We start from the raw sequence: 20,228 nt of genomic DNA, 5'->3' as shown, positions 1-20,228 counted from the left end.
CAGGCGGAGTCAGGCCAGCCGGTCGGCGGCCTCCTCCTCGCTGAGGGCATCGATCTCCGCGATCAGCAGTGCTTCGATCCGGGCTGCCAGGGCTGCCGGCGTGGGGCTCTCGAAGACGTCCCGGATCGGCACGTCGAGGCCGACACCGGCCCGGATGCGGGCTGCCACCCTGGTGACCAGCAGCGAGTCCCCGCCGAGGGCGAGGAAGTCGTCCAGGACGCCGACCCTCGGTACGCCGAGCACCTCCTGCCAGAGGTCGACGACCAGGGCCTCGGCGTCGGTGCGGGGTGCCAGGTAGCCGGCGGCAGCGTCCGCCGGGTCCGGGTCGGGCAGGGCCGCCGTATCGAGCTTGCCGTTGGCGGTGAGCGGGAGGGCGGCGAGCAGCACCACGGAGTCCGGCACCATGAAGGCCGGTAGCCGCAGCGCCAGGTGCTCGCGCAGTTCGCCCGCCTCCGGCGCGGCCGCGGATCGCTGCCCGGCGGCCTGTCGGAGGGCGGCGTAGGCGATCAGTCGGCGGCCGTCGCGGACCAGTACGGCAGCCTGGCCGACGGCGGGGTGGGCGGTGAGGGCGGCCTCGATCTCGGCGGGCTCGATCCGGTATCCGCGGATCTTCACCTGCCCGTCGGCGCGGCCGAGGAACTCCAACTGCCCGTCGGTGCGCCACCGGGCGCGGTCGCCGGTGCGGTACATCCGGGCGTCCGGGGCGTCGGCGAAGGGATCCGGGAGGAAGGCCTCCGCGGTCAGCTCGGGCCGGGCCAGGTAGCCACGTGCGAGGCCGTCACCGCCGATGAACAGCTCGCCCTCGGAGCCGGCGGGCAGCAGGCTGCCGCGCTCGTCCAAGAGGTAGAGCCGCACCCCGGGCAGCGGACGGCCGAGCGGCGGGCGCTGCGCGGCGGCGGGCCCGCCGCCGATGTGGCCGACGACGCCGCCGCCGTGCCGGCCGCCGAGTTCGCCCGCGGTGACGATGACGGTGGCCTCGGTCGGGCCGTACGTGTTGACCAGTCGGACGGTGTCGCCGTGCCGCTCCCGCCACTGGGCGAGGGTGGCGGCGCGCGCCTCGGAACCGCCGAGGACCACCAGGCGCAGCGCCGGCGGCCACGGGACCTGGTCTCCGAGCGAAACCAGTTCCTCCCAGTACGCGGTGGGCAGGTCGAGTACGGTGACGGACCGTCCGGCCTCGGCGCGCAGCAGGTCGGGCAGCATGCGGCCGCCGCCGGGCAGCAGGACGACGCAGGCGCCCGCGGTGAGGGCGGGCCAGATCTCCTCGGCGTGGGTGTCGAAGCCGATGGAGGCGAACTGGACGATCCGGTCGCCCGGCCCAAGGCGGTAGCCCTCCGGTCCGGCCATCCACCGGACGCGCTCGGCCAGCGCGGCGTGCTCGACGGCGACGCCCTTGGGGGCGCCGGTGGAGCCCGAGGTGTAGAGGACGTACGCGAGGCCGCCCGGGTCGGTCCCGGGCAGTGCGGTCCCTTCGGGCCCCGTGCCGCCGGACACGGTGCCCGCGGCCAGCGCGGCCGGGACTCGCAGCTCCGGGACTCCCAGCTCCGGGGCCCCGACGTCCGGACGCTCGCCTCCGTTGAGCAGCAGGGCGGCGTCCGCCTCGCCGAGCATCAGACGTTGGCGCTCGGCCGGGTGCGCGGGGTCGAGCGGCAGGTAGCCGGCGCCGGCTTTCCAGATCGCCAGCAGGGCGATGACCAGGTCGAAGGACGGCTCGATCCGGACGCCCACCGCACGGCCGGACACGGGCCCCAGTCGGCCGGCCAACTCATCTGAGGCGCGGTCGAGTTCGGCGTAGCTGAGGACGCTGCCCGCACACTCGAGAGCGGGCGCGTCGGGCCGCGCGGCGACCTGGGCGGCGAAGCCGCGCAGGATCGGGCGGGCGTCCTCGCAGACGGCGGGCCCGGTGCCGAGGGCGAGCAGCGCGGAGCGCTCCTCGCCGGTCAGCAGCCAGTCCCCGTGCAGCGGGACCTCCACGTCCACGACGGCTCGGGCGAGCAGGTCTCGGACCCGGCGCGCCAGGGCCTCGACCGTGGCGCGCTCGAAGAGTTCCCGGTCGAAGCAGAACGAGAGCGTCATCCCGCCGTGCGGGGTGCGCCAACTGTCCAACAGCAGATCGGTCTTGGCCCGGTCGAAACCGGAGTCCATGCTCGCCGTCCGGACGCCCTCGGGCAGCGCGGTGCGGCCGTCGGCGCCGGCCGCCTCGTCGTACTGGCTCTGGTGGACGAACACCGCCTGGTAGAGCGCGCCGACGCCGGGCAGCACGGGCAGCCCCAGCTCGGCGGCCACCCGCTCGGCCGGGACGTCCTGATGGTTCAGCGCGGCCATCGTGGCGGAGCGCACCCGGCGCAGCACGGTGCGGAAGTCGGGCTCGCCGGTGAGGTCCGCGCGGATCACTCCGGTGCGGGAGAAGTAGCCGAGCAGGGCCTCGTGGGCGGTCTCGTTGCGGCCCGCCAGCGGGGTGCCGACGGCGAAGTCGCAGCTGCCGCTCCAGCGTGCCAGCACGCTCTGGTACGCGGCGAGCAGCACCATGAACGGGGTGCAGCGCTGCTCGCGCGCCAGGGCGTCGATTCCGGCGACGAGGTCGGCGCCGAGGGCGAGGTCGGCGAAGCCGGCCGGATGGGTGGGCTCGGCGGGCCTGGGATGGTCCAGCGGCATCCGCAGGGCGCTGATGCCGGACAGCCGACCGCTCCAGTGCCGGACCGCCTCCTCGGCTGCGCCGCCGTCCAGCCTGGTCCGCTCGGCGCGTGCGAAGTCCCCGAACTGGAGCTTGAGATCGGGCAGTTCGACCGGACCCTCGCCCATCTCCTCGCGGTACAGCGCGAGCAGTTCCCGCCACAGCACGGTGAACGACCAGCCGTCGGCGGCGATGTGGTGGACCACGAGGCTCAGGGCGTGCTCGTGCTCGCCGGCGCTGACCAGGACGGCCCGTAGGGGCGGGCGCTCGCTCAGGTCGAAGGGGGCGTTGACGAACGGGGCGCAGGCCGCGGTGAACGACTCCTCCGCGGCGTCCGGTATCGGGACCAGGGTGAGGACGACATCCCGTACGGGCTCGACGAGTTGGACGGGCTGCTCGTCGTCCAGGGCGAACCGGGTGCGCAACACCTCGTGCCGCGCGGTGAGCCGGGTGAGCGCCGCGCCCATCGCCCGCGGGTTCATCGGCCCGCTCCAGCGCCGGTTCAGGTACATATTGAACCCGGCGTCCCGGGGTCTGAGTTGCTGGAGGAACCAGAGGCGGCGCTGCTCGTCGGTCAGCGGATGGCGGGCGATCGGGGCGGGGGAGGTCATCTGTTCATCTCGCTCTTCGTGCGGGCCCGCAAGGTCTCCAGGCCGACCAGGTCGTCGGATTCGGCGTCCGGGACTTCCCGGTCGAAGCGGGCCAGGACGGGGACGCAGAAGCTGATCAGGACCAGTGCGGCCATCGCGAGGCCGAACACCAGGTAGAGCAGGCCGATGCCGCGCCCGTCACCGGTGCCGATCAGCGCGCCGACGCTGGAGGCCAGCGCGCCGCCCTCGTCCATCAGGGGTTGGAGCAGCTCGGGACCGGCCGGGGCGACCAGCGCGAAGCCGATCGGCAGGGTGGACCAGGCGACCAGGGTGTTCACCGCGATGACCCGGCCGTGGAAGCGCATCGGCACCTTGGTCTGGATGACCGTCGCGTAGATGCCGTTGAGCAGCGCCAGACCGTAGGTCATGCCGAACGCGCCGACGGCGACCACGGTCACCGAGGGCCGCAGGCCGGTCACGACACAGGCGGCGGCGAGGCCGAGGGTGGCGAGCAGGACGCCGCGCAGGCGCATCCGGCGCGGGCCTCCCCAGACCAGCAGGGTGAGGCCGCCGAGGACCGCGCCCAGGCCGGCCGCGGTGGAGACCCAGCCGGCCGCGGCGGTCGAGGAGAAGGAGAGCACCAGTGGGGTGATGAGCAGGAAGAGCGGGGAGAGGAAGATGTTCAGCACCGCGAACCAGAACAGCATGGCCCTGAAGTGGCGGCTTCCGAGGGCCCGCTGGAAGCCGGCCCGAATCTCGGCGCCGACGCTCTCGCGGCGGGTGGCGGCCATCACGTCGGGGAAGCGAACGGCCAGGGTGACGCCGGTGGCGATCAGGTAGCTGACAACGTCGAAGACCAGGATGCCGCCGAGGCCGATCACGTGCAGGATGCCGACCGCGATCAGCGGAACGAGGAACTGGGCGAGGCCGAAGGCCATTTGGACCACGCCGTTGGCGCGGCCGAGGAACCGCTTGGGCACCAGCTGCGGTACCGCCGAGCCCCAGGCGACGCGCTGGAAGGCCAGCGAGGCGGAGAGCAGGGAGATCATCACGTAGCAGTGCCAGATCTCCAGCGAGTCGCTGAGGTAGAGCACCAGCAGGGCCGCCTGGGTCAGGCCGGCCGCGACATCGCCCCACAGCATCACCCGGCGGCGGTCGCCGCGGTCGACGATGGCGCCGGCCAGCGGGGCGACCACGATGCCGGGCACCAGGCCGAAGGCGGCCAGCAGACCGAGTTGGAGCAGCGAGCCGGTCTGCAGGTAGATCCAGATCGGCAGGGCGAACTCGGTGAGCGCCGAGCCGATCATCGAGAGCTGCTGGCCGGTGGCGATGGCCAGGAAGCGGCCCATGGTCGGGCGGACGGGGCCGCGCCCGGGTGCCTTCCGGGCCTTCCGGGCCCTCCATTCCTTTCGGGCCTTCCGGGCCGTGTCCGGCGTCCCGAATCGTTCCTGCGCCCCCGGCTGCCGGGAGTCCGGCGCGGTGCCCGGCGCCGCGTCGGCGGCGTCGCGGGACAGGCCGGCCAGCCACCAGGTGGCGTCGGCGGTGCGTGCGTGGCGCGCCTCCTCGCCGGCGGCGATCGACCGGTGCACCCCGGTGAGGATTCCGGCCAACTCCTCGGCTCGGTACTTGAGGTAGAAGTGCCCGGCTTCGTCCAGGACCACCACGGCGGCGGTACCGGTGATCCGGTGCCACTCGCGGAACCGCTCCTCGTAGAACTCGGTCGCCGGATCGCGGTCGCCGCAGACGGCGATCACCGGCGCCGTGATGGCGCCGCCCTCGCTCTCGTACAGGTCGCCGAAGTAGCGCTCGGCGCCCTTGGTGCCCACCCGGCGGTTGTGCACGATCAGCCGCAGCTGGTCCTCGTCGACCTCGTCCACGTCCAGGCCCGCCGCGGCCAGGGCGTTGATCATGCCCTGGTCGCTGCGCAGACGGGCGGCCAGCTCGGCGAAGCGCTCGGCCATCGCGGCTCCGCGGCCCTTCGGGCGGGCGAACGGGAAGATCCCTCCGAGGTGGACGGCGTCGATCTCCCGGCCGGCCGCCTCCACCCGGCGGGCGATCTCCACGGTCAGCCGGACGCCGACCCCGCAGTGGCCGTAGAGCACCAGCGGCCCCGAGACGTTGGCGACGATCTCCTCTGCGCAGAGCCGGGCGACCTCGTCGATGTCCATCGCCTCCTCGCCCAGCTCGTGGCCGGGGACGGCGATGGAGTGCAGGGCCCAGTCCGCCGGCATGGCGTCGGCGAGCGGCTTGTAGATCAGTGCGCTGCCGCCGCCGTAGGGGGCGCAGACCACGCTGGCGGCCGCCTTGCGGCGCTCCGGGGTGAGCAGGTGCAGCAGCCGGCGCGGGCCGCGGTCCGCCTCGGGGGTGGCCACCAGTCCGGCGAGCCGACGGACCGTCGGGTGCGTGAAGAGGTCCATCACGCCGACCGGGGCGGCCAGGTCGGGGAAGGCTCGGCGCATCCGGGCGACCACCTGGGTGGCGAGCAGGGAGTGGCCCCCTAGCTCGAAGAAGTCGTCCAGCGCACCGACTCGGGGGAGGTCCAGCAGGTCCGCCCACATGGCGGCCATCACCTGCTCGGTCCCGGTCTCGGGGTCGACGTGGACGCCGGCGGCCGGCCCGTCCGAGGGCGCGGGCAGCGCCTTGCGGTCGACCTTGCCGTGGGCGAGCAGCGGCAGCCTCTCCAGCACCACGTAGCGGGCCGGCACCATGTAGTCCGGCAGGACCTCGCCCAGGGCGGCGCGCAGCTCGGACGCGGCCGGCGGCTCGCCGCCGGCGGGGCGTTCCAGGTAGGCCACGAGGTTCTGCTTGACGCCCTCACCGCGGGCCAGGACCACCGCCTGGGTGATGCCGGGCAGAGCGGTCAGCGCGGCCTCGATCTCGCCGGGCTCGACCCGGTAGCCGCGGACCTTGATCTGGTCGTCGCCGCGGCCGAGGTAGTCCAGGGTCCCGTCGGTCCGCCAGCGCGCCAGGTCGCCGGTGCGGTACATCCGCGGGCCGCCGGTCCCCGGGACGCCCCCGTCGGTGCCGGACGAGCCGGCCGCGGCGGGATCCGCGCCCGGCGAGTCGGCCGGGTCGGCGTACGGATCGGGCAGGAACCGCTCGGTGGTCAGGTCCGGCCGCCCGAGGTAGCCCCGGGCCAGCCGGTCCCCACCCAGGTACAACTCACCGGTGACGCCCGGCGGAACGGGGTCGCGGGCCTCGTCCAGTACGTAGCAGCGCCCACCGGCCAGCGGGCTGCCGATAGGGGTGCTGCCCGGCGCGTTCAGGCCGTCGGCGGTGACCTCGTGGACGGTGATTCCCACCGTCGCCTCGGTGGGCCCGTAGTGGTTGAACACCGCGCACCGGCCCAGTGCGGCGATGCCCGCCGCCCAGGACCAGCTGCTGGCCTCGCCGCCGAGGACCAGCGTACGGCGTGGCAGCAGCCGCTCGATCGGGGCGTCGGCGGTCAGCGCGGCCAGGTGGGAGGGCGTCATCTTCAGGTGGTCGATGCCGGCCCGCTCGATCTCCGCGGCCAGTTCCACGCCCGCGATCCGGCGCGGCAGCAGGTGCACCCGCCCGCCGGTCGTGAGCGCCAGGTAGAGCATGGTCATGCTGAAGTCGAAGGAGAGCGACTGCAGCAGCCCAAAGGAGGCCCCGGGCTCGATCCGCAGCCGCTCGGCGGCGCCCGCCAGGTAGTTGAGGATCTGGCGGTGCTGCACCGCGACGCCCTTGGGTGTGCCCGTGGAGCCCGAGGTGTAGATCACGTACGCCAGGTGGTCGGCGCCGGAGACCTCCTCCAGCGGCGCCCCGTCCCACTCCGTCGCGGCCCGCTCCGCCTGGCGGCACTCCGACGAAGCGCCGCCGTCGCCGGTCAGCAGGTCGACCGCCGGGTGGTCGCCGAACCGCGGTCGCAGCACGGTGTCGGTGATCAGGACCTTGGCTCCGGCATCGGCGACCAGGTGGGCGAGCCGGGCAGGGGGCTGCTCGGGGTCGAGCGGCAGGTAGCCGCCGCCGGCCTTGAGTACGGCGACCAGGGCGACGGCCAGCTCGGCGGACTGCTCCAGGCATACGGCCACCCGGTCGTCCGCACCGACGCCCAGCGCCCGTAGGCGCCGGGCCATGGCATTGGCGCGCCGGTCGAGGTCGCCGTAGGTCAGCGTGCGGTCCTCGAAGACCAGCGCGGGCGCCTCCGGCGTCCGGGCCGCCGCCTGGGACAGCGCCTGGGTCAGCGTGGCGGGACCGCCGTCCGGGAGCGCGGGACCGACGGCCCATGTCTCCAGTACGGCCGTCCGCTCGGCCGTGCCGAGCAGCGGGAGCCGGTCGACCGGCAGAGCGGGGTCGGCGACGCCGGCCGCGGTCAGCAACTCGAACCGCTCGGCGAGGCGCTCGATCGTGGCGGCGTCGAAAAGGTCCGTGCGGTAGGTGAACAGACCGTAGAGGCCGCCGTCCGGCTCCTCGCGCATGTAGAGGGCGAGGTCGGCGTGGGTGGTGGTGGCCTCGTAGCCGAAGCCCTCGGAGGCCAGGCCCGCGGCGGGGCCGGTGGCGCGGTCGCCGTAGTTCTGGAAGGCGAAGGTGGTCTGGAAGACGGCGGTGCGGCTGACGTCGCGTTCCACCGCGAGATCGCTGACCATCTGCTCGAACGGCACCTCCTGGTGGGCGTACGCGTCGAGCGTGGTCTCGCGGACCCGGCTGATCAGCCGGCCGAAGTCGAGGTCGGCGGAGAGCCGGGCGCGGATCGGCAGCATGTTGACGAACGCACCGACGACGCCTTCGAGTTCATGGTGGATGCGGCCGGCGACGGCGGAGCCGACGGCGAAGTCGCGCTGGCCGGCGTGCCGGCCCAGCAGGGCCTGGAAGGCGGCCATCAGCACCATGTACGTGGAGGCGCCGTACGCGCGCGCCAACTCGCCGATCTGACACGAGAGTTCGGCGCTCCAATGAAACTCGGTCGCGGCCCCGTCGAAGGTGAACAGCGGCGGGCGGGGTCGGTCGGAGGGCAGCTCCAGGGCCGGGACGCCGTCGAGCTCGCTGCGCCAGTGCGCGCGGGAGGCGGCGAGCCGGCCGCTCTCCAGACTGTACCGCTGCCAGGCCGCGTAGTCCCCGAACTGGACGGGGAGAGAGGGTAGGTCACCCGGGCTGCCGTGGGCGTGGTGGGCGTAGCGGAGGTCGAGCTCGCGGTTGAGGAGGTCGATGGACCAGCCGTCGCAGATGATGTGGTGCATCACCAGGGCGAGTACGTGATCGTCCTCGGCGATCCGGACCACCAGGGCGCGCAGCAGCGGACCGGACTGGAGGTCGAAGGGTTCGGCGATCAGCGCGCCGAGTTCGGTGGCGGCGCGCGCCTGCGGGTCCGGGGCCGCGGCGGCGTCCACGTGCTGGGCCGCGAACGGTGCGGGCTCGGCGACCCGGACCTCGGCGGTGCCGGCCTCGGTGGTGCGGAAGGTCATCCGCAGGCTCTCGTGCCGGGCGACCAGATCGGTCAGCGCGGCGTCCAGCGCGGCCCGGTCGAAGGGGCCTCGGAGCCGGCGGGCCGGTGCCAGGGTGTAGGCCGTGGAGCCGGGAGCGAACTGGTCCATGAACCAGAGCCGTTCCTGGCCGCTGGAGAGCGGCGGTGCGGTGTCCGGCGGGCGGGGGGCCACCACCCGGGCGGGGGCCGCGGCGCCGCGCAGCCGCTTGCTGAGGAGGGCGCGCTTGGCTGCGGACCAGTCGGCGGGCAGGTCCTGGGTATCCGTCATCGAGTTCCTGTTCGGGCGTTCGGCGGGGGAGTCGGAGGGTGCGGACGCGGCGGGTCCGGGCACGGGCCGAGCGGCCTGTGCCCGGGTACCGGGTACCGGGTACAGGGCCTACTGGCGCTCGCGGACGGCGGCGGCGATGCCGGCCGGGGTCGGGACGTCGAAGAAGACGTCGAAGTCCAGCTCCACACCGAAGGCGTCACGGATCCGGGAGGCGATCCGGATCACCGTCAGTGAATGCCCGCCGAGGTCGAACAGGTCGTCCTCGGGGCCGACATCGGGCAGGTTCAGCACCTCGGCCCAGATGCGGCGGACCGTTTCGGTCGTCTCGTCGCCTGCGCCTGCGCCTGCGCCTGCGTCTGCGCCTGTGCCTGCGTCGCTGGTATCGGCGGCGTGTGGCGCCGGAGCCTCGCGCGGCGGTACCGGCAGGGCCCGCCGGTCCAGCTTGCCGTTCGGGGTGAGCGGCAGGCGCTCCACGGTGAGCCAGCGCTGCGGGACCATCGCGGCCGGCAGCGTGCGCATCAGGTGGTCGCGCAGGTCGGTGGGGCCGGCCGGCCGGGCGCCGTCGGCCGGGACCAGGTAGCCGGCCAGGAAGGGTTCCCCGTCCTCCCCGGTACGCACGGCAACGGCGGCCTGGGCGAGGGCCGGGTGCTCCAGCAGAGCGGACTCGATCTCAGCGAGTTCGATCCGGTGGCCGCGGATCTTGACCTGGTCGTCGATCCGGCCGAGGAAGTCGAGTTCGCCGTCGGGCGTCCACACGGCGCGGTCCCCGGTCCGGTAGAGCAGGGCCCCGGGCGGGCCGAACGGGCTCGGCACGAAGCGCTCGGTGGTGAGTTCGGGTCGGCCGAGGTAGCCGTGAGCGACGCCGTCCCCGCCGATCAGCAGCTCTCCGGGGATGCCGAGCGGGGTGGGGTTCAGCTGCTCGTCGACGATGTAGGTCTGGGTGTTGGCGATCGGGCGGCCGATCCCGACCCGTTCCGGCTCGGCGGGGAGTTCGGAGCAGGTGGACCAGACGGTGGTCTCGGTGGGCCCGTACACGTTGAACAGCCGGGCGGTGCGCGCGCGCAGTTCGCGGGCGAGCGGCAGCGGCAGCGCCTCGCCGCCGGCCAGGCCGGTGACGGCGGCCAATGCGTCGGGGGCCAGTGCGTCGGCGGCCGAGGCGTCGGCGCCGGTCCCCGCGGTGAGCATCACCCGCCATCCGGACGGGGTGGCCTGGACGTGGGTGACACCCTCGGTGCCGATCAGTGCGAGCAGGCCCGGGCCGTCTACGGCGAGCCCGTCCTGGGCGAGTACCAGGCGGCCGCCGGTGGTCAGCGGCAGGTAGAGCTCCAGCGCCGAGATGTCGAACGAGAGGGAGGTCAAGCCGAGCCAGGCGTGCTGAGGGCCGGAGCCGAGCCGGTCGGCGAAGGAGCTGAGCAGGTTGACCAACGCGCGGTGGCCGACCGAGACGCCCTTGGGACGGCCCGTGGAGCCGGAGGTGTAGAGGACGTACGCGACGTCGTCCGGACCGGGGGAGTCGTCGGCGGTGGCGTCGGGAGCGGTCCCGGTGGCGGCCTCGGCCGGGTCCTGCGCCGACGGCTCCGGGAGCCGTAGGACCGCGGGGGCGGCGGCGACGACGGCCGGCGAAGGCTCGCGGTCGGCGAGCAGCAGGACTGCTCCGGAGTCGCGCAGGACGAGGGCGAGGCGCTCGGCCGGGTAGCCGGGGTCCAGCGGCAGGTACGACGCGCCGGTCGCGAGGACGGCGAGCAGTGCGGCGGGCAGGTCGGCGGTGCGGTTGAGGTGGAGGGCGACCAGGTCGCCGGGTCTGACCCCGTCGGCGCGCAGTATTGCGGCCAACTGGTCTACGCGAGCGCATAGTTCGCGGTAGCCGAGGTGGCGGTCGGCAGCGCTGACCGCGATCGCCTCGGGGGTGGCCGCGGCCTGGGCGCGGACCAGGTCGAGGACGGTCCGGTCGGACGGGTAGGGCCGATCGGTGGCGTTCGGCGCGGTCGTGACGGCCCGGAGTTCGGCGGCGTCCAGCAGCGGCAGGTCCACCAGCCGCATGCCCGGCGCGGCGACCGCGGCGGCGAGCAGGGTGCTGTAGTGCCCGGCGATGCGCCGGGCGGCGTCCGGGGCGAGCACGTCCGGGTCGTACTGGAGGCCGAAGTCGATGCCGCCGCCCAGGATGCCGTGGGTCTCGGGGGCTTCGACGATCTGGAGGTGGAGGGTGTTGCGGGCCGTACGGTTGTGCACGGTCCAGGCGATCCGGGCACCCGTGTCGGCGAAGTCCGGGTCCGGGCCGCGGCGGCGGTAGCCGAGCGAGACCGCGGTCAGGCCGACGCGGGGGCCCAGTCCGGTGACGGCCGTGCCGAAGGGCACGCTGCGGTACGGGTAGCCGGCCCGCAGCTCGGCCCGGACGCCGGCGGCGAAAGCGGTGAAGGACTGTGACGCATCGGCCGCAGGCGCGTGGACGGGCAGTTCATTGACGAAGAGCCCTATTTCCGACTCGAGTTCAGGCGTACGGGTGGACAGCGGGACGGACACCGGAACCGCCTCGCCGCCGTAGCGGCGGAGCAGCCCGTGCAGTGCCGCGAGCAGGAACTCGAACACGGTGGTGCCGCTGAGGGCGGCTGCGGCGGCCAACTCGTGCGCCTCGGCGCCGTCGAGCCGCCACTCGACCGCCTCACCGGCACCGGCGGAGGTCGGGATGCGCGATACGCCGGGCAGGACCGGGTCGGTGGCGGCGGCCCAACGCGGGCCGTACCACGCGGCAGCTCTCCGTACGGTGCCCGCATCCGGGGTCGGCGCGGCCGGGGCGGCCAGTGCGGCCGGTGCGGTGGTCACGGGCAGGGGCGACGACGAACCGTACGCGGCTGCGAGGTCCCGGGCCAGGACGTCCTTGGAATTGCCGTCGAAGACCGAGTGGTGGGCGGTGACCAGCAGTTCGGCGCTGCCGTCGGCGCGCTGGTACAGGGTGAAGCGGCTGAGCGGGCCGGTCTCCAGGGCGAACGGACGGCCGATCTCTTCCTCCAGTCGCTTCTCCAAGTCGGCCTCGTCCGCGGGAGCTCCGAGCTGCACCAGTTCGGGCCGGCGCGTCGCGGGTTCCTGCCAGACCCGGCCGTCACGCTCCACCAGCCGGGCGCCAAGAGCCGGATGGCGCCTGATGACCGCGTCCACGGCGCGGACCAGTGCCGCCCCGTCGATCCGGTCGAAGGAGATCCGCACCGGCATGTGGAACGCCTCGCGGGCCAGTCCCAGCCGATCGGTCAGCCAGACGCCCTGCTGGGCCGGGGTGGCCGGGGTGGCCGGGGTGCGGTCGGGCAGGGGGAGGACTTCGGACATTCGGCGGCTCACTTAGGACGTCGGAGCAGGGCGGAGGAGCGGCACGGGTGAACGTGCGGACGCGGAACGGGGCACGGGTGCGAGCTGCCTGCAGGTCGGGGCATAAGCGCCCAGTGGCAGTCCGGGACGAGCGAGTTCGATGAGATGCCGACCGCTCGGTGGCGTCCGGTCCTCCCCCGGGGACCGGCCGACGGCCGTGAGCGGTCAGGACCGCCGGACGCCCCGGGATTACCCGGGGTGTCAGGTAGCTCGGGCCCCCGCCCTAGCTAGACAATTGGTCCAGACCTGTCGAGAGATTCGCACAACGCCCATTCACCGTCAAGGGCCGTCCACGGCCCGGAATCGGTCGTCCTGTGCGGCCGATCTGTACCGACGTCCACCCAAACCTCCGCGAGTATGATGGCCTCTGATGGGTCGTCAACACGCCAACTCCCAGGGGGGGATCAGCCAGCAGGCCGATTCGCCGTGCCGGAATGCTCCTGGTCCGCCCGCTGCCGATCAGGAGGTCGAGGAGCAGGTCAGGGCGGTTGTCCGGGTGTGGCCGGCCATGCGCTGTCGTCCCGTGGTGGCGGCGGCGTCGGCACCGTGCGCCCGTGACGTCACGGGCCACGAGGGCGCTCCGGTCGTAAGGGCGCTCCGGCCGCGAGGCTGGGGGCATCGACCCGGCCGCCACCGGTCCCGTCGGCCGCCCCGACGTACCGACCGGCCCGCACCGTGGCGCCGGTCGGTACGTCCCGCCGTGCCGCGGCCGTCGCCGGGGCGGCTCGGGTGCTAAGCGAAGAGCCGGCGCCAGGTTTCCGGGCCCGGGTAGCCGTCCGCATCCGCACCGCTCCAGCCCTGCGCCCGCTGGAAGGCCTCCACGTTGCGCCGGTCGCTCTCGGACCAACGGGGTCCCGGGCCCTCGGAGTAGTGCTGCCCGTACCCGCACGCCACGAGCCGGCGGCCCAGCTCGGCCACGTGGCCGTTGGACTGTCCGGGGCGGAAGTGCTGCCGGCCGGGGAAGGCCGGGCCGGTCGTCGATCCGCCGCTACCGGAGGCGATGTCCCGTCCTCCGCCACCTGTCAGCAGGGTCCAGGTGGCCGGACCGGGGACGCCGTCCGCCTCGGCGCCGCGCCACCCCTGAGCCTCCTGGAAGGCCTTGGTCGCGGCCCGGTCCGCAGAGCTCCACACGGGCCCCGGGCCGGAGGCGTAGTAACGCCCACCGCCGCGCGCCGCGAGCATCGTGCCGAGCCGGGTGACGTGCGCGTTGTTCGCACCCGGGCCGAAGGCCTGCGCTCCGGGGAAGGAGCCGGAGCCCTCGTCGCCACCGCCCTGGCGCAAGCCCGTGTAGCGGTAGGCCACGTAGCGCGCGGAGTTGTTCCAGTACGCGTACGGGGTGGTGCGCTTCAGGGTGTGCGGGCGGGTCTGCTCGTAGGCGGTGTACTGGGTCCGGCCCGAGTCGGCCCAGCCCCCGAAGAGCACCACGTGCGAGCCTGCGCCGGGGTCCGCGGGGTTGTGGAACAGCAGCATGTCACCGGGTTGCAGCTCGGACTTGGAGATGCGCTGCGCGTACTGGTCCAGACTACCGGTCCACTGGTTGGAACCTAGGCCCCAGGCCATCGACACGAAGCCGGAGCAGTCCGTCCGGTAGCCGTTCCGGTAGGCGTACATGCTGTACGGAACCTTGGCGTCCACCCACTGCTGGGCGCGGCGCATGATCTCGGCCCGGGTGGTGGTGGCTCCCGGCGCGGCCAGGCGCGTGGCCGCAGGACGCGCGAGCGGGCCGGCCGGGCCCTGCGGGGTGGAGTGCGCGCCGTCGGGAAAGGGCGAGCGCCCCGTTTCCACGGCTTGAGCGGTGGCGCCGGGCCCGGGCAGCACGGCCAGGCCGCAGGCTCCGGCGACCGTGGCCACGGCCATGGCGCGGACCCGTCCGCGCGGAGCGTGCCGGGCGACGGCGGATCGGCGCTCGGATCGGCAGCCGGGGCAGGGGCAGTTCGTGTCCGGTCGTATCTCGGTGAACGTGATCAGGGGCATGATGGGATGAATCCCTCCTCATAGGCGCATAGTGGACCTGAATTGATCATGGTCCATGGCGCGCCGGGAGGAGCTCATGCCCCACGGGGCGGAAACCGGCGTGTCGCACGGCCGCCCACCCGCGGAGAGCTGCGTGCGGAGTCGAGCGCCTCGGTGCCGGGCCGTCACCCGGACCGCACGAAGAACTCCTCCGGGAGGACGGCGCTGCGCGGGGTCAATGAGCTTCTTCGATGTGGCCACCGATCGGGTGACGGTCCGTGAAGCGAAACGAGCGAGGCCCCCGGGCTGTTGATCAAGATGTCCGACGTCTCAATTACGGTGCTCGGGGGGCTCGTTGGTCGTCCATCCGGCCGCAATCGACCTGCCGCACGCACTCGTGGAGTGGCTCACCATGCTGATCGTCACCCGTGAGGGCGACCGGCGCTGCAAGCTCCGTCCGTCCCAGCGCGCGATGGTGGCACTACCAGGGCGCCGGTCCGTGGCTGACCACGGGCATCAAACGCGGGCCCCTGCAGGAACTGCCCCCCCCTGACAAGACCCGCAACCGTGCCCTGGCGCCGGAGGCCGGTCGAAGGCAGCGGACAGGCCGCCGGCCGCCGGAGGGATTCCCGGCGGCCGGCGGCCTGTTGAAGGGCTGGGGAGCGGTGTCCTCGGCGAGGGTCCCTGTCAGGACTCGCAGGGAAGGTTGACGATGCGGACGGTGTACGCCGAGGAGACCCAGCGGTTGGTGCCCACGTTGCGGAAGCCGTTGGTGGTGGACGCCGACGCGAGGATCGTGGAGCCGTTTGCGTAGGACCCGACGACCGAGTAGCTGGTGCCGGGACCGCTGCGGATCAGCAGACCGCCGCTGGCGTTGACCTTGTAGTAGCACCGGGTGGCGAGCGCACCGGCCGGCGCGAGCTCCACGGCCGCGCCCGTAGTGCGGGCGGGTGCGGCGGCCTGGGCCGTGAGGCCGCCGCCGAGGAGCGCGGCGGCGGACAGGGCCGCCACGGCCGCCGTGCGGGCGGCGGAGCGACGCGGTGACATGGTGCGGCGTGCTGCTGTGACGGTCATGGAATCGATTCCCCTTGCGTCGTCGGTTCTGGGTGCGGAACACGTACGTAGGAGCAGCACGACGTTAGCGCCATCGGGACGAAAGCAGCCGCCTGATACACGAGAACTCCCCAACCGGAACGGGGGAAGTGGCCCGTTCTGGTTGGGTCCGTAAAAAGCTGAATCAACGTAATTGAGACGTCAGACATCTCGATCAACAGCCCGGGGGCCTCGCTCGTTTCGCTTCACGGACCGTTACCCGATCGGTGGCCACATCGAAGAAGCTCAATGATGCTCAGAGTGATTGGGTCGTACGAAAGGAGGCCGGAGTGTGTGGTGGAATTCTCGCATTTATGGACTGGACTGGATTGAACCCTGATGCGCGGCTGGGAGGCCTGGGACTCTGGTATGAAGCGAATCGCTTTCCATGGTCCGGGAGTCGTACTTCGGATTCGGTCCCGGGGTTCATGCGCCGGGAGTAGCGGGCGCCGAGAATTGAATCAGTTCGCATCCGCACGGGATGCGCGGTGAATCCGAGAGCTCCCCCATGGCCCAGCGCGCCCGCACTATCGTCCTCGTCTTCGTCGGAACCCTGGTGGTGCTGGCCGTGGCCGCGCCCGTGGCCGTGTATGTCGCGAAGCAGTTCCTGGACGGCAGGCACGAAAAGGCGGACACCTACAGCACGGGCGCCGCGGGGAAGGGCGCCCGCCAGACGATGCCGAGGTGGCTCCCGGACGAGGCCGAGGACATCACGTGGGCGTGGAAGACGACGAGTGACGAACGGAAGCTGAAGGCGACGCTGCCGTCGGCCTCGCTCCCGGCGGGCTGCACGGCGGGCAAGCCGGAGACGAACCCGATCGTGCCGGAGAAGGTCAAGGCGGACTGGTTCCCGAAGGACGCCGCGACGAAGGCCACCGCGCGCTGCGGCCCGTACTACGCGTACATGGACGGCGACGTGCTCTACGCGTGGGTCAACCAGCAGGATGCGCTGAGCGTCGCATGAGGGCCGGTCCGGTCGGGGGACGGATTCTCGCAACCGGGCGGTTGGCATGGTTGTCACCGTGGTGACGTCTCGGCATCATCGCCCGGGCATTCCGGTGCCCCGTCCGCACGTTGGGCCGTTCGGAGGCCAGACCGCGTCGATCTCCGGACGCCCGTGACCGAGCGCCAGAATCACCGATCGGTGAGCGGTGAGGTCCCGGTACGGGCCAGGGCGGCGCCGCCCTGGCCGCGGCGCGACCCCTTCGCCGTCCGGCGCGGCGAAGGGCTGCCCGACCCGCCACAGCGGGTGCCGGGTCGGGTCGGGCGGATCGGGCCGTCGGGCGCGTCAGCGTACGGGGGTGAAGTCCCGCGCGGCGATGTAACCGGGGCGGCGCACGGGGGCGGCGAAGGGCTTCGACGGGCGGTTCTCGACGCTGTTGAAGACGAGGAACACGTTGCTGCGCGGGTAGGGCGTGATGTTGTCGCCCGAGCCGTGCATCGCGTTGCAGTCGAACCAGGTGGCCGAGCCCGCCTTGCCGGTGAAGATCTTGATGCCGCAGGCCGAGGCGAACTTGGTCAGTGCCTCGTCCGAAGGGGTGCCCGCATCCTGCATCTGGAGGGACTTCTTGTAGTTGTCCTCCGGCGTCGCTCCCGCGCAGCCCAGGAAGCTCCGGTGGGAGCCGGGCATGATCATCAGGCCGCCGTTGGTGGCGTAGTTCGGCGTCAGCGCGATGGACACCGACACGGTGCGCATGTGCGGCAGACCGTCCTCGGCGTGCCAGGTCTCGAAGTCGGAGTGCCAGTAGAAGCCGCTGGCGCCGAAACCCGGCTTGACGTTGATCCGGGACTGGTGCACGTACACCTCGGCGCCGAGGATCTGCCGGGCGCGCCCCACGACGCGCGGATCGGAGGCGAGGGCAGCGAACACCTCGCTGATCCGGTGGACTTCGAAGACGGAGCGCACTTCCCGGGACTTCGGCTCCACGATGGACCGCTCGTCGGCGAGCGTCGATGGGTCACGGAGCAGCCGGTCCATCTCGGTCCGGTACACGTCCGTCTCGTCGGGCGTGATGAGTTCGTCTACGGACAGGAAGCCGTCGCGTTCGTAGCTCTCCAGCTCGTGGGCCCATATGGGGCCCGGAGTGCCGGGCTCGGACCAGACGACGGGGTCCGCGCGGCCGGTGAGCACCTCCTCGGAGCCCCGGGTCGGATACAGGTCGTTCGCGGTGCGGGTGGATGCGTGGGTCATGGTGGTGCCTGCCTCTCCTCTCTGTGCGTTTCCGCAACTCAGCTGTGGTCGGGTCCGGCTCCGGGTCGGGCTGCGGGCCCGGCTGCGGGCCCGGCTCCGGGCTCGGGCTCGGGCTCGGTGAGCAGTGGGTACACGCCGTTCTCGTCGTGGTCCTCCCGCCCGGTCACGGGCGGGTTGAAGACGCACAGGCAGCGGAACTCGTGCTTCACGCGCAGGGTGTGCCGCTCGTGGCCGTCGAGGAGGTACATGGTTCCGGGCGTGATCGTGTACGTCAGACCCGTCTCCTCGTCCGTGAGCTCGGCCTCTCCCTCCGTGCAGACCACGGCCTCCACGTGGTTCGCGTACCACATGGACGTCTCGGTGCCGGCGTACAGGACGGTCTCGTGCAGGGAGAAGCCGACGCGTTCCTTGGCCAGGACGATGCGCTTGCTCTCCCAGGTCCCGGATGCCGCCCTGACGTGGCGGTCGGTTTCCTCGATGTCCCGGAACGAGCGGACGATCATGATGGTGCCCTTCGTGGTGTGTGACGGGTGCCGGTCAGACGGTTTCGCGGACGGAGCGGGCGAGGATGTCGAGTCCCTCGTCGAGTTCGTCGCCGGTGACGGTGAGCGGCGGGAGCAGCTTCACGACCTCGCCCTCGGGGCCCGAGGTCTCGACGAGGAGGCCGTGCTCGAAAGCCCTCCGGCACACCCGTGCCGCACGCTCCTTCTGGGTGAACTCGATGCCCCAGACCAGTCCGCGGCCCCGGTACGTCGCACCCAGCCGGCCGTGTTCGGCACACAGCTCGCGCAGCGCACCCTCGATGTGCCCGCCCTGGACGAGGGTCCGCTCGCGCAGGACGCCGTCGCCCCAGTAGGTCTCGAGGGCCGCCGTCGCGGTGACGAAGGCCGGATTGTTGCCGCGGAAGGTGCCGTTGTGCTCGCCCGGCTCCCACAGGTCCAGTTCGGGCTTGAACAGGCACAGGGACATGGGGAGTCCGTAGCCGCTGATGGACTTCGACAGCGTGACGATGTCGGGGGTGATGCCCGCCTCCTCGAAGGAGAAGAACTCGCCGGTCCGGCCGCAGCCCATCTGGATGTCGTCGACGATCAGCAGCATGTCGCGGCGGCGGCACAGGTCCGCGAGGGCGCGCAGCCATTCCGCGCGCGCCACGTTGATCCCGCCTTCGCCCTGGATCGTCTCGACGATGACCGCCGCCGGGTGGTTGAGGCCGGAGCCCCGGTCCTCCAGCAGGCGCTCGAACCACAGGAAGTCGGGGACCCGGCCTCCGAGGTAGTTGTCGAACGGCATCGGGGTGCCGTGGACCAGGGGGATGCCGGCGCCGGCCCGTTTGAAGGCGTTCCCCGTCACGGCGAGGGAGCCGAGCGACATGCCGTGGAAGGCGTTGGTGAAGGACACGACCGACTCGCGGCCCTTGGCCTTCCGAGCGAGCTTGAGTGCCGCTTCGACGGCGTTGGTCCCGGTGGGTCCGGGGAACATCACCTTGTAGTTCAGTGCGCGGGGTTCGAGGACGTGGGACCGGAAGGTCTCGAGGAAGGCCCTCTTGGCCGTCGTCGACATGTCGAGCCCGTGCGTGATGCCGTCCCGCTCCAGGTAGTCGAGCAGCGCCCGCTTCAGGACGGGATTGTTGTGGCCGTAGTTCAGGGATCCGGCGCCCGCGAAGAAGTCCAGGTAGCCGCTGCCGTGTTCGTCGTACAGCCGGCTTCCCGTGGCGCGCTCGAAGACGACGGGCCAGGCGCGGCAGTAGCTGCGCACCTCGGACTCCATGGTCTCGAAGACGGACAGGACCGGCTCGGTCATGGTCAAGGCAACTCTCCAATGAACGGGGGGTGTTACGTGCGGGGGTTCGGTGCGGGCTGGCTCGGTACGGGGTGTGCGGGCCGGCATCAGAAGTGGAGCGGCCCGATGCGGTGCAGGACCTCCGGGGCGTACCCGCGGTCCGGGAACTCCTCCGGGGTGAACAGCACTTCGCGCGTGAGCGTGGCGCCGTGCCGCGCGGCGTACGAGGCGAACAGTCGCTCCGACGCGAGGTTTCCGGGGGAGATGGTGGCCTCGAGGGCGCTCAGGCCGTGCTCCGCCGCCACCCGGGCGGAGAGGCCGTCGAGCAGCTCCCCGGCGACACCCAGGCCCCGGACGGATGCGTCGACGGCGATCTGCCAGACGAGCAGGGTGCCGGGGCTGTCGGGCCGCAGGTATCCGCTGACGAATCCGACGGCGCGCCCGGACGGGTCGCGGGCCACGGCGGACGTGCCGGCGAAGTCACGGCACCAGAGGAGGTAGCTGTAGGGCGAGTTGAGGTCCAGGGACCCGGAGTCGCGGGCGAGGCGCCACAGCAGGCGGCCGTCGCTTCGGCGGGGGCGGTCGATGTGCGTCGTCGAGGTGGTCGGGGCGGGGGGCGGGGTCTTCCGGTAATGGGCCAGTTCTGCATGAGCAGTCATGCGGGCCGAAGCTACCGATGCTTGGACGAGATTGCACGGCCCTGAGGGGTTACGCGGCGGGTGCTGTTCGTGATAGGTGGAAACCCCTCCACGGGGCGGTGAAAGTGCCGGCAATGAGCCCGGTCTTCTATGGAAAATGCCGACATTTCCACCCCACCCCCGGTTTCATAACGAGCAGATAACGTCTTTGTCCTGTCTCATGTTTTCCACTTGAATGTG

10 protein-coding genes and 1 pseudogene are annotated in these 20,228 nt (G+C 72.4%); 2 read left to right on the top strand and 9 right to left on the bottom strand.

The genetic code is table 11. The features are described 5' to 3' along the window. Positions 1 to 9 precede the first annotated feature (9 nt). The 4 genes from AC6CKD_RS31660 to AC6CKD_RS31645 form a co-directional block, all read right to left on the bottom strand. Complete coding sequence (locus tag AC6CKD_RS31660) at positions 10 to 3,285, bottom strand: amino acid adenylation domain-containing protein (protein ID WP_498332153.1); 3,276 nt, start codon at positions 3,283 to 3,285, stop codon at positions 10 to 12. Continuing rightward, on the bottom strand, positions 3,282 to 8,978 hold the full coding sequence (locus AC6CKD_RS31655) for an amino acid adenylation domain-containing protein (RefSeq protein ID WP_498332151.1): 5,697 nt from the start codon (positions 8,976 to 8,978) through the stop codon (positions 3,282 to 3,284). Before AC6CKD_RS31655 ends, AC6CKD_RS31660 begins: the two co-directional genes overlap by 4 nt. 108 nt (positions 8,979 to 9,086) lie before the next feature. Beyond that, positions 9,087 to 12,296 (bottom strand): non-ribosomal peptide synthetase, encoded by a 3,210-nt coding sequence (locus AC6CKD_RS31650; RefSeq protein WP_498332149.1) that lies wholly within the window; start codon positions 12,294 to 12,296, stop codon positions 9,087 to 9,089. 771 nt (positions 12,297 to 13,067) lie between these two features. Further along, on the bottom strand, positions 13,068 to 14,309 hold the full coding sequence (locus AC6CKD_RS31645; RefSeq protein WP_498332147.1) for a peptidoglycan-binding protein: 1,242 nt from the start codon (positions 14,307 to 14,309) through the stop codon (positions 13,068 to 13,070). Between the two features lie 334 nt (positions 14,310 to 14,643). On the opposite strand from AC6CKD_RS31645, the pseudogene AC6CKD_RS31640 reads away from it, so the two are divergent. After that, positions 14,644 to 14,772, top strand: a pseudogene (locus tag AC6CKD_RS31640) (IS5/IS1182 family transposase); the annotation flags it as partial. 203 nt (positions 14,773 to 14,975) lie between these two features. On the opposite strand, the gene AC6CKD_RS31635 reads toward AC6CKD_RS31640, so the two are convergent. Continuing rightward, a complete protein-coding gene (locus AC6CKD_RS31635; protein ID WP_498332145.1) occupies positions 14,976 to 15,362 on the bottom strand; it encodes an SH3 domain-containing protein in 387 nt (128 codons plus the stop codon). Between the two features lie 499 nt (positions 15,363 to 15,861). Between AC6CKD_RS31635 and AC6CKD_RS31630 the strand changes: the two genes are divergently transcribed. Further along, positions 15,862 to 16,344 carry a hypothetical protein gene (locus AC6CKD_RS31630; RefSeq protein ID WP_498332143.1) on the top strand — a complete coding sequence of 161 codons (483 nt, stop codon included), beginning with the start codon at positions 15,862 to 15,864 and terminating at the stop codon, positions 16,342 to 16,344. A gap of 324 nt (positions 16,345 to 16,668) precedes the next feature. Here AC6CKD_RS31630 and thpD read toward each other — a convergent pair whose 3' ends face one another. The 4 genes from thpD to ectA form a co-directional block, all read right to left on the bottom strand. Beyond that, on the bottom strand, positions 16,669 to 17,571 hold the full coding sequence (thpD, locus tag AC6CKD_RS31625; RefSeq protein ID WP_498332142.1) for an ectoine hydroxylase: 903 nt from the start codon (positions 17,569 to 17,571) through the stop codon (positions 16,669 to 16,671). 38 nt (positions 17,572 to 17,609) lie between these two features. Beyond that, on the bottom strand, positions 17,610 to 18,074 hold the full coding sequence (locus AC6CKD_RS31620) for an ectoine synthase (RefSeq protein WP_498332141.1): 465 nt from the start codon (positions 18,072 to 18,074) through the stop codon (positions 17,610 to 17,612). Positions 18,075 to 18,108: 34 nt separating this feature from the next. Next, positions 18,109 to 19,377: a diaminobutyrate--2-oxoglutarate transaminase gene (gene ectB / locus AC6CKD_RS31615; RefSeq protein WP_498332139.1), complete on the bottom strand. Its 1,269-nt coding sequence runs from the start codon at positions 19,375 to 19,377 to the stop codon at positions 18,109 to 18,111. Positions 19,378 to 19,457: 80 nt separating this feature from the next. Next, on the bottom strand, positions 19,458 to 20,009 hold the full coding sequence (ectA, locus tag AC6CKD_RS31610; protein ID WP_498332137.1) for a diaminobutyrate acetyltransferase: 552 nt from the start codon (positions 20,007 to 20,009) through the stop codon (positions 19,458 to 19,460). Positions 20,010 to 20,228 lie beyond the last annotated feature (219 nt).

This window comes from Streptomyces sp. GQ60, assembly GCF_059758875.1.
Note: the sequence above shows the minus strand (reverse complement) of the source record. Positions and strands in the feature narration are given on the sequence as shown.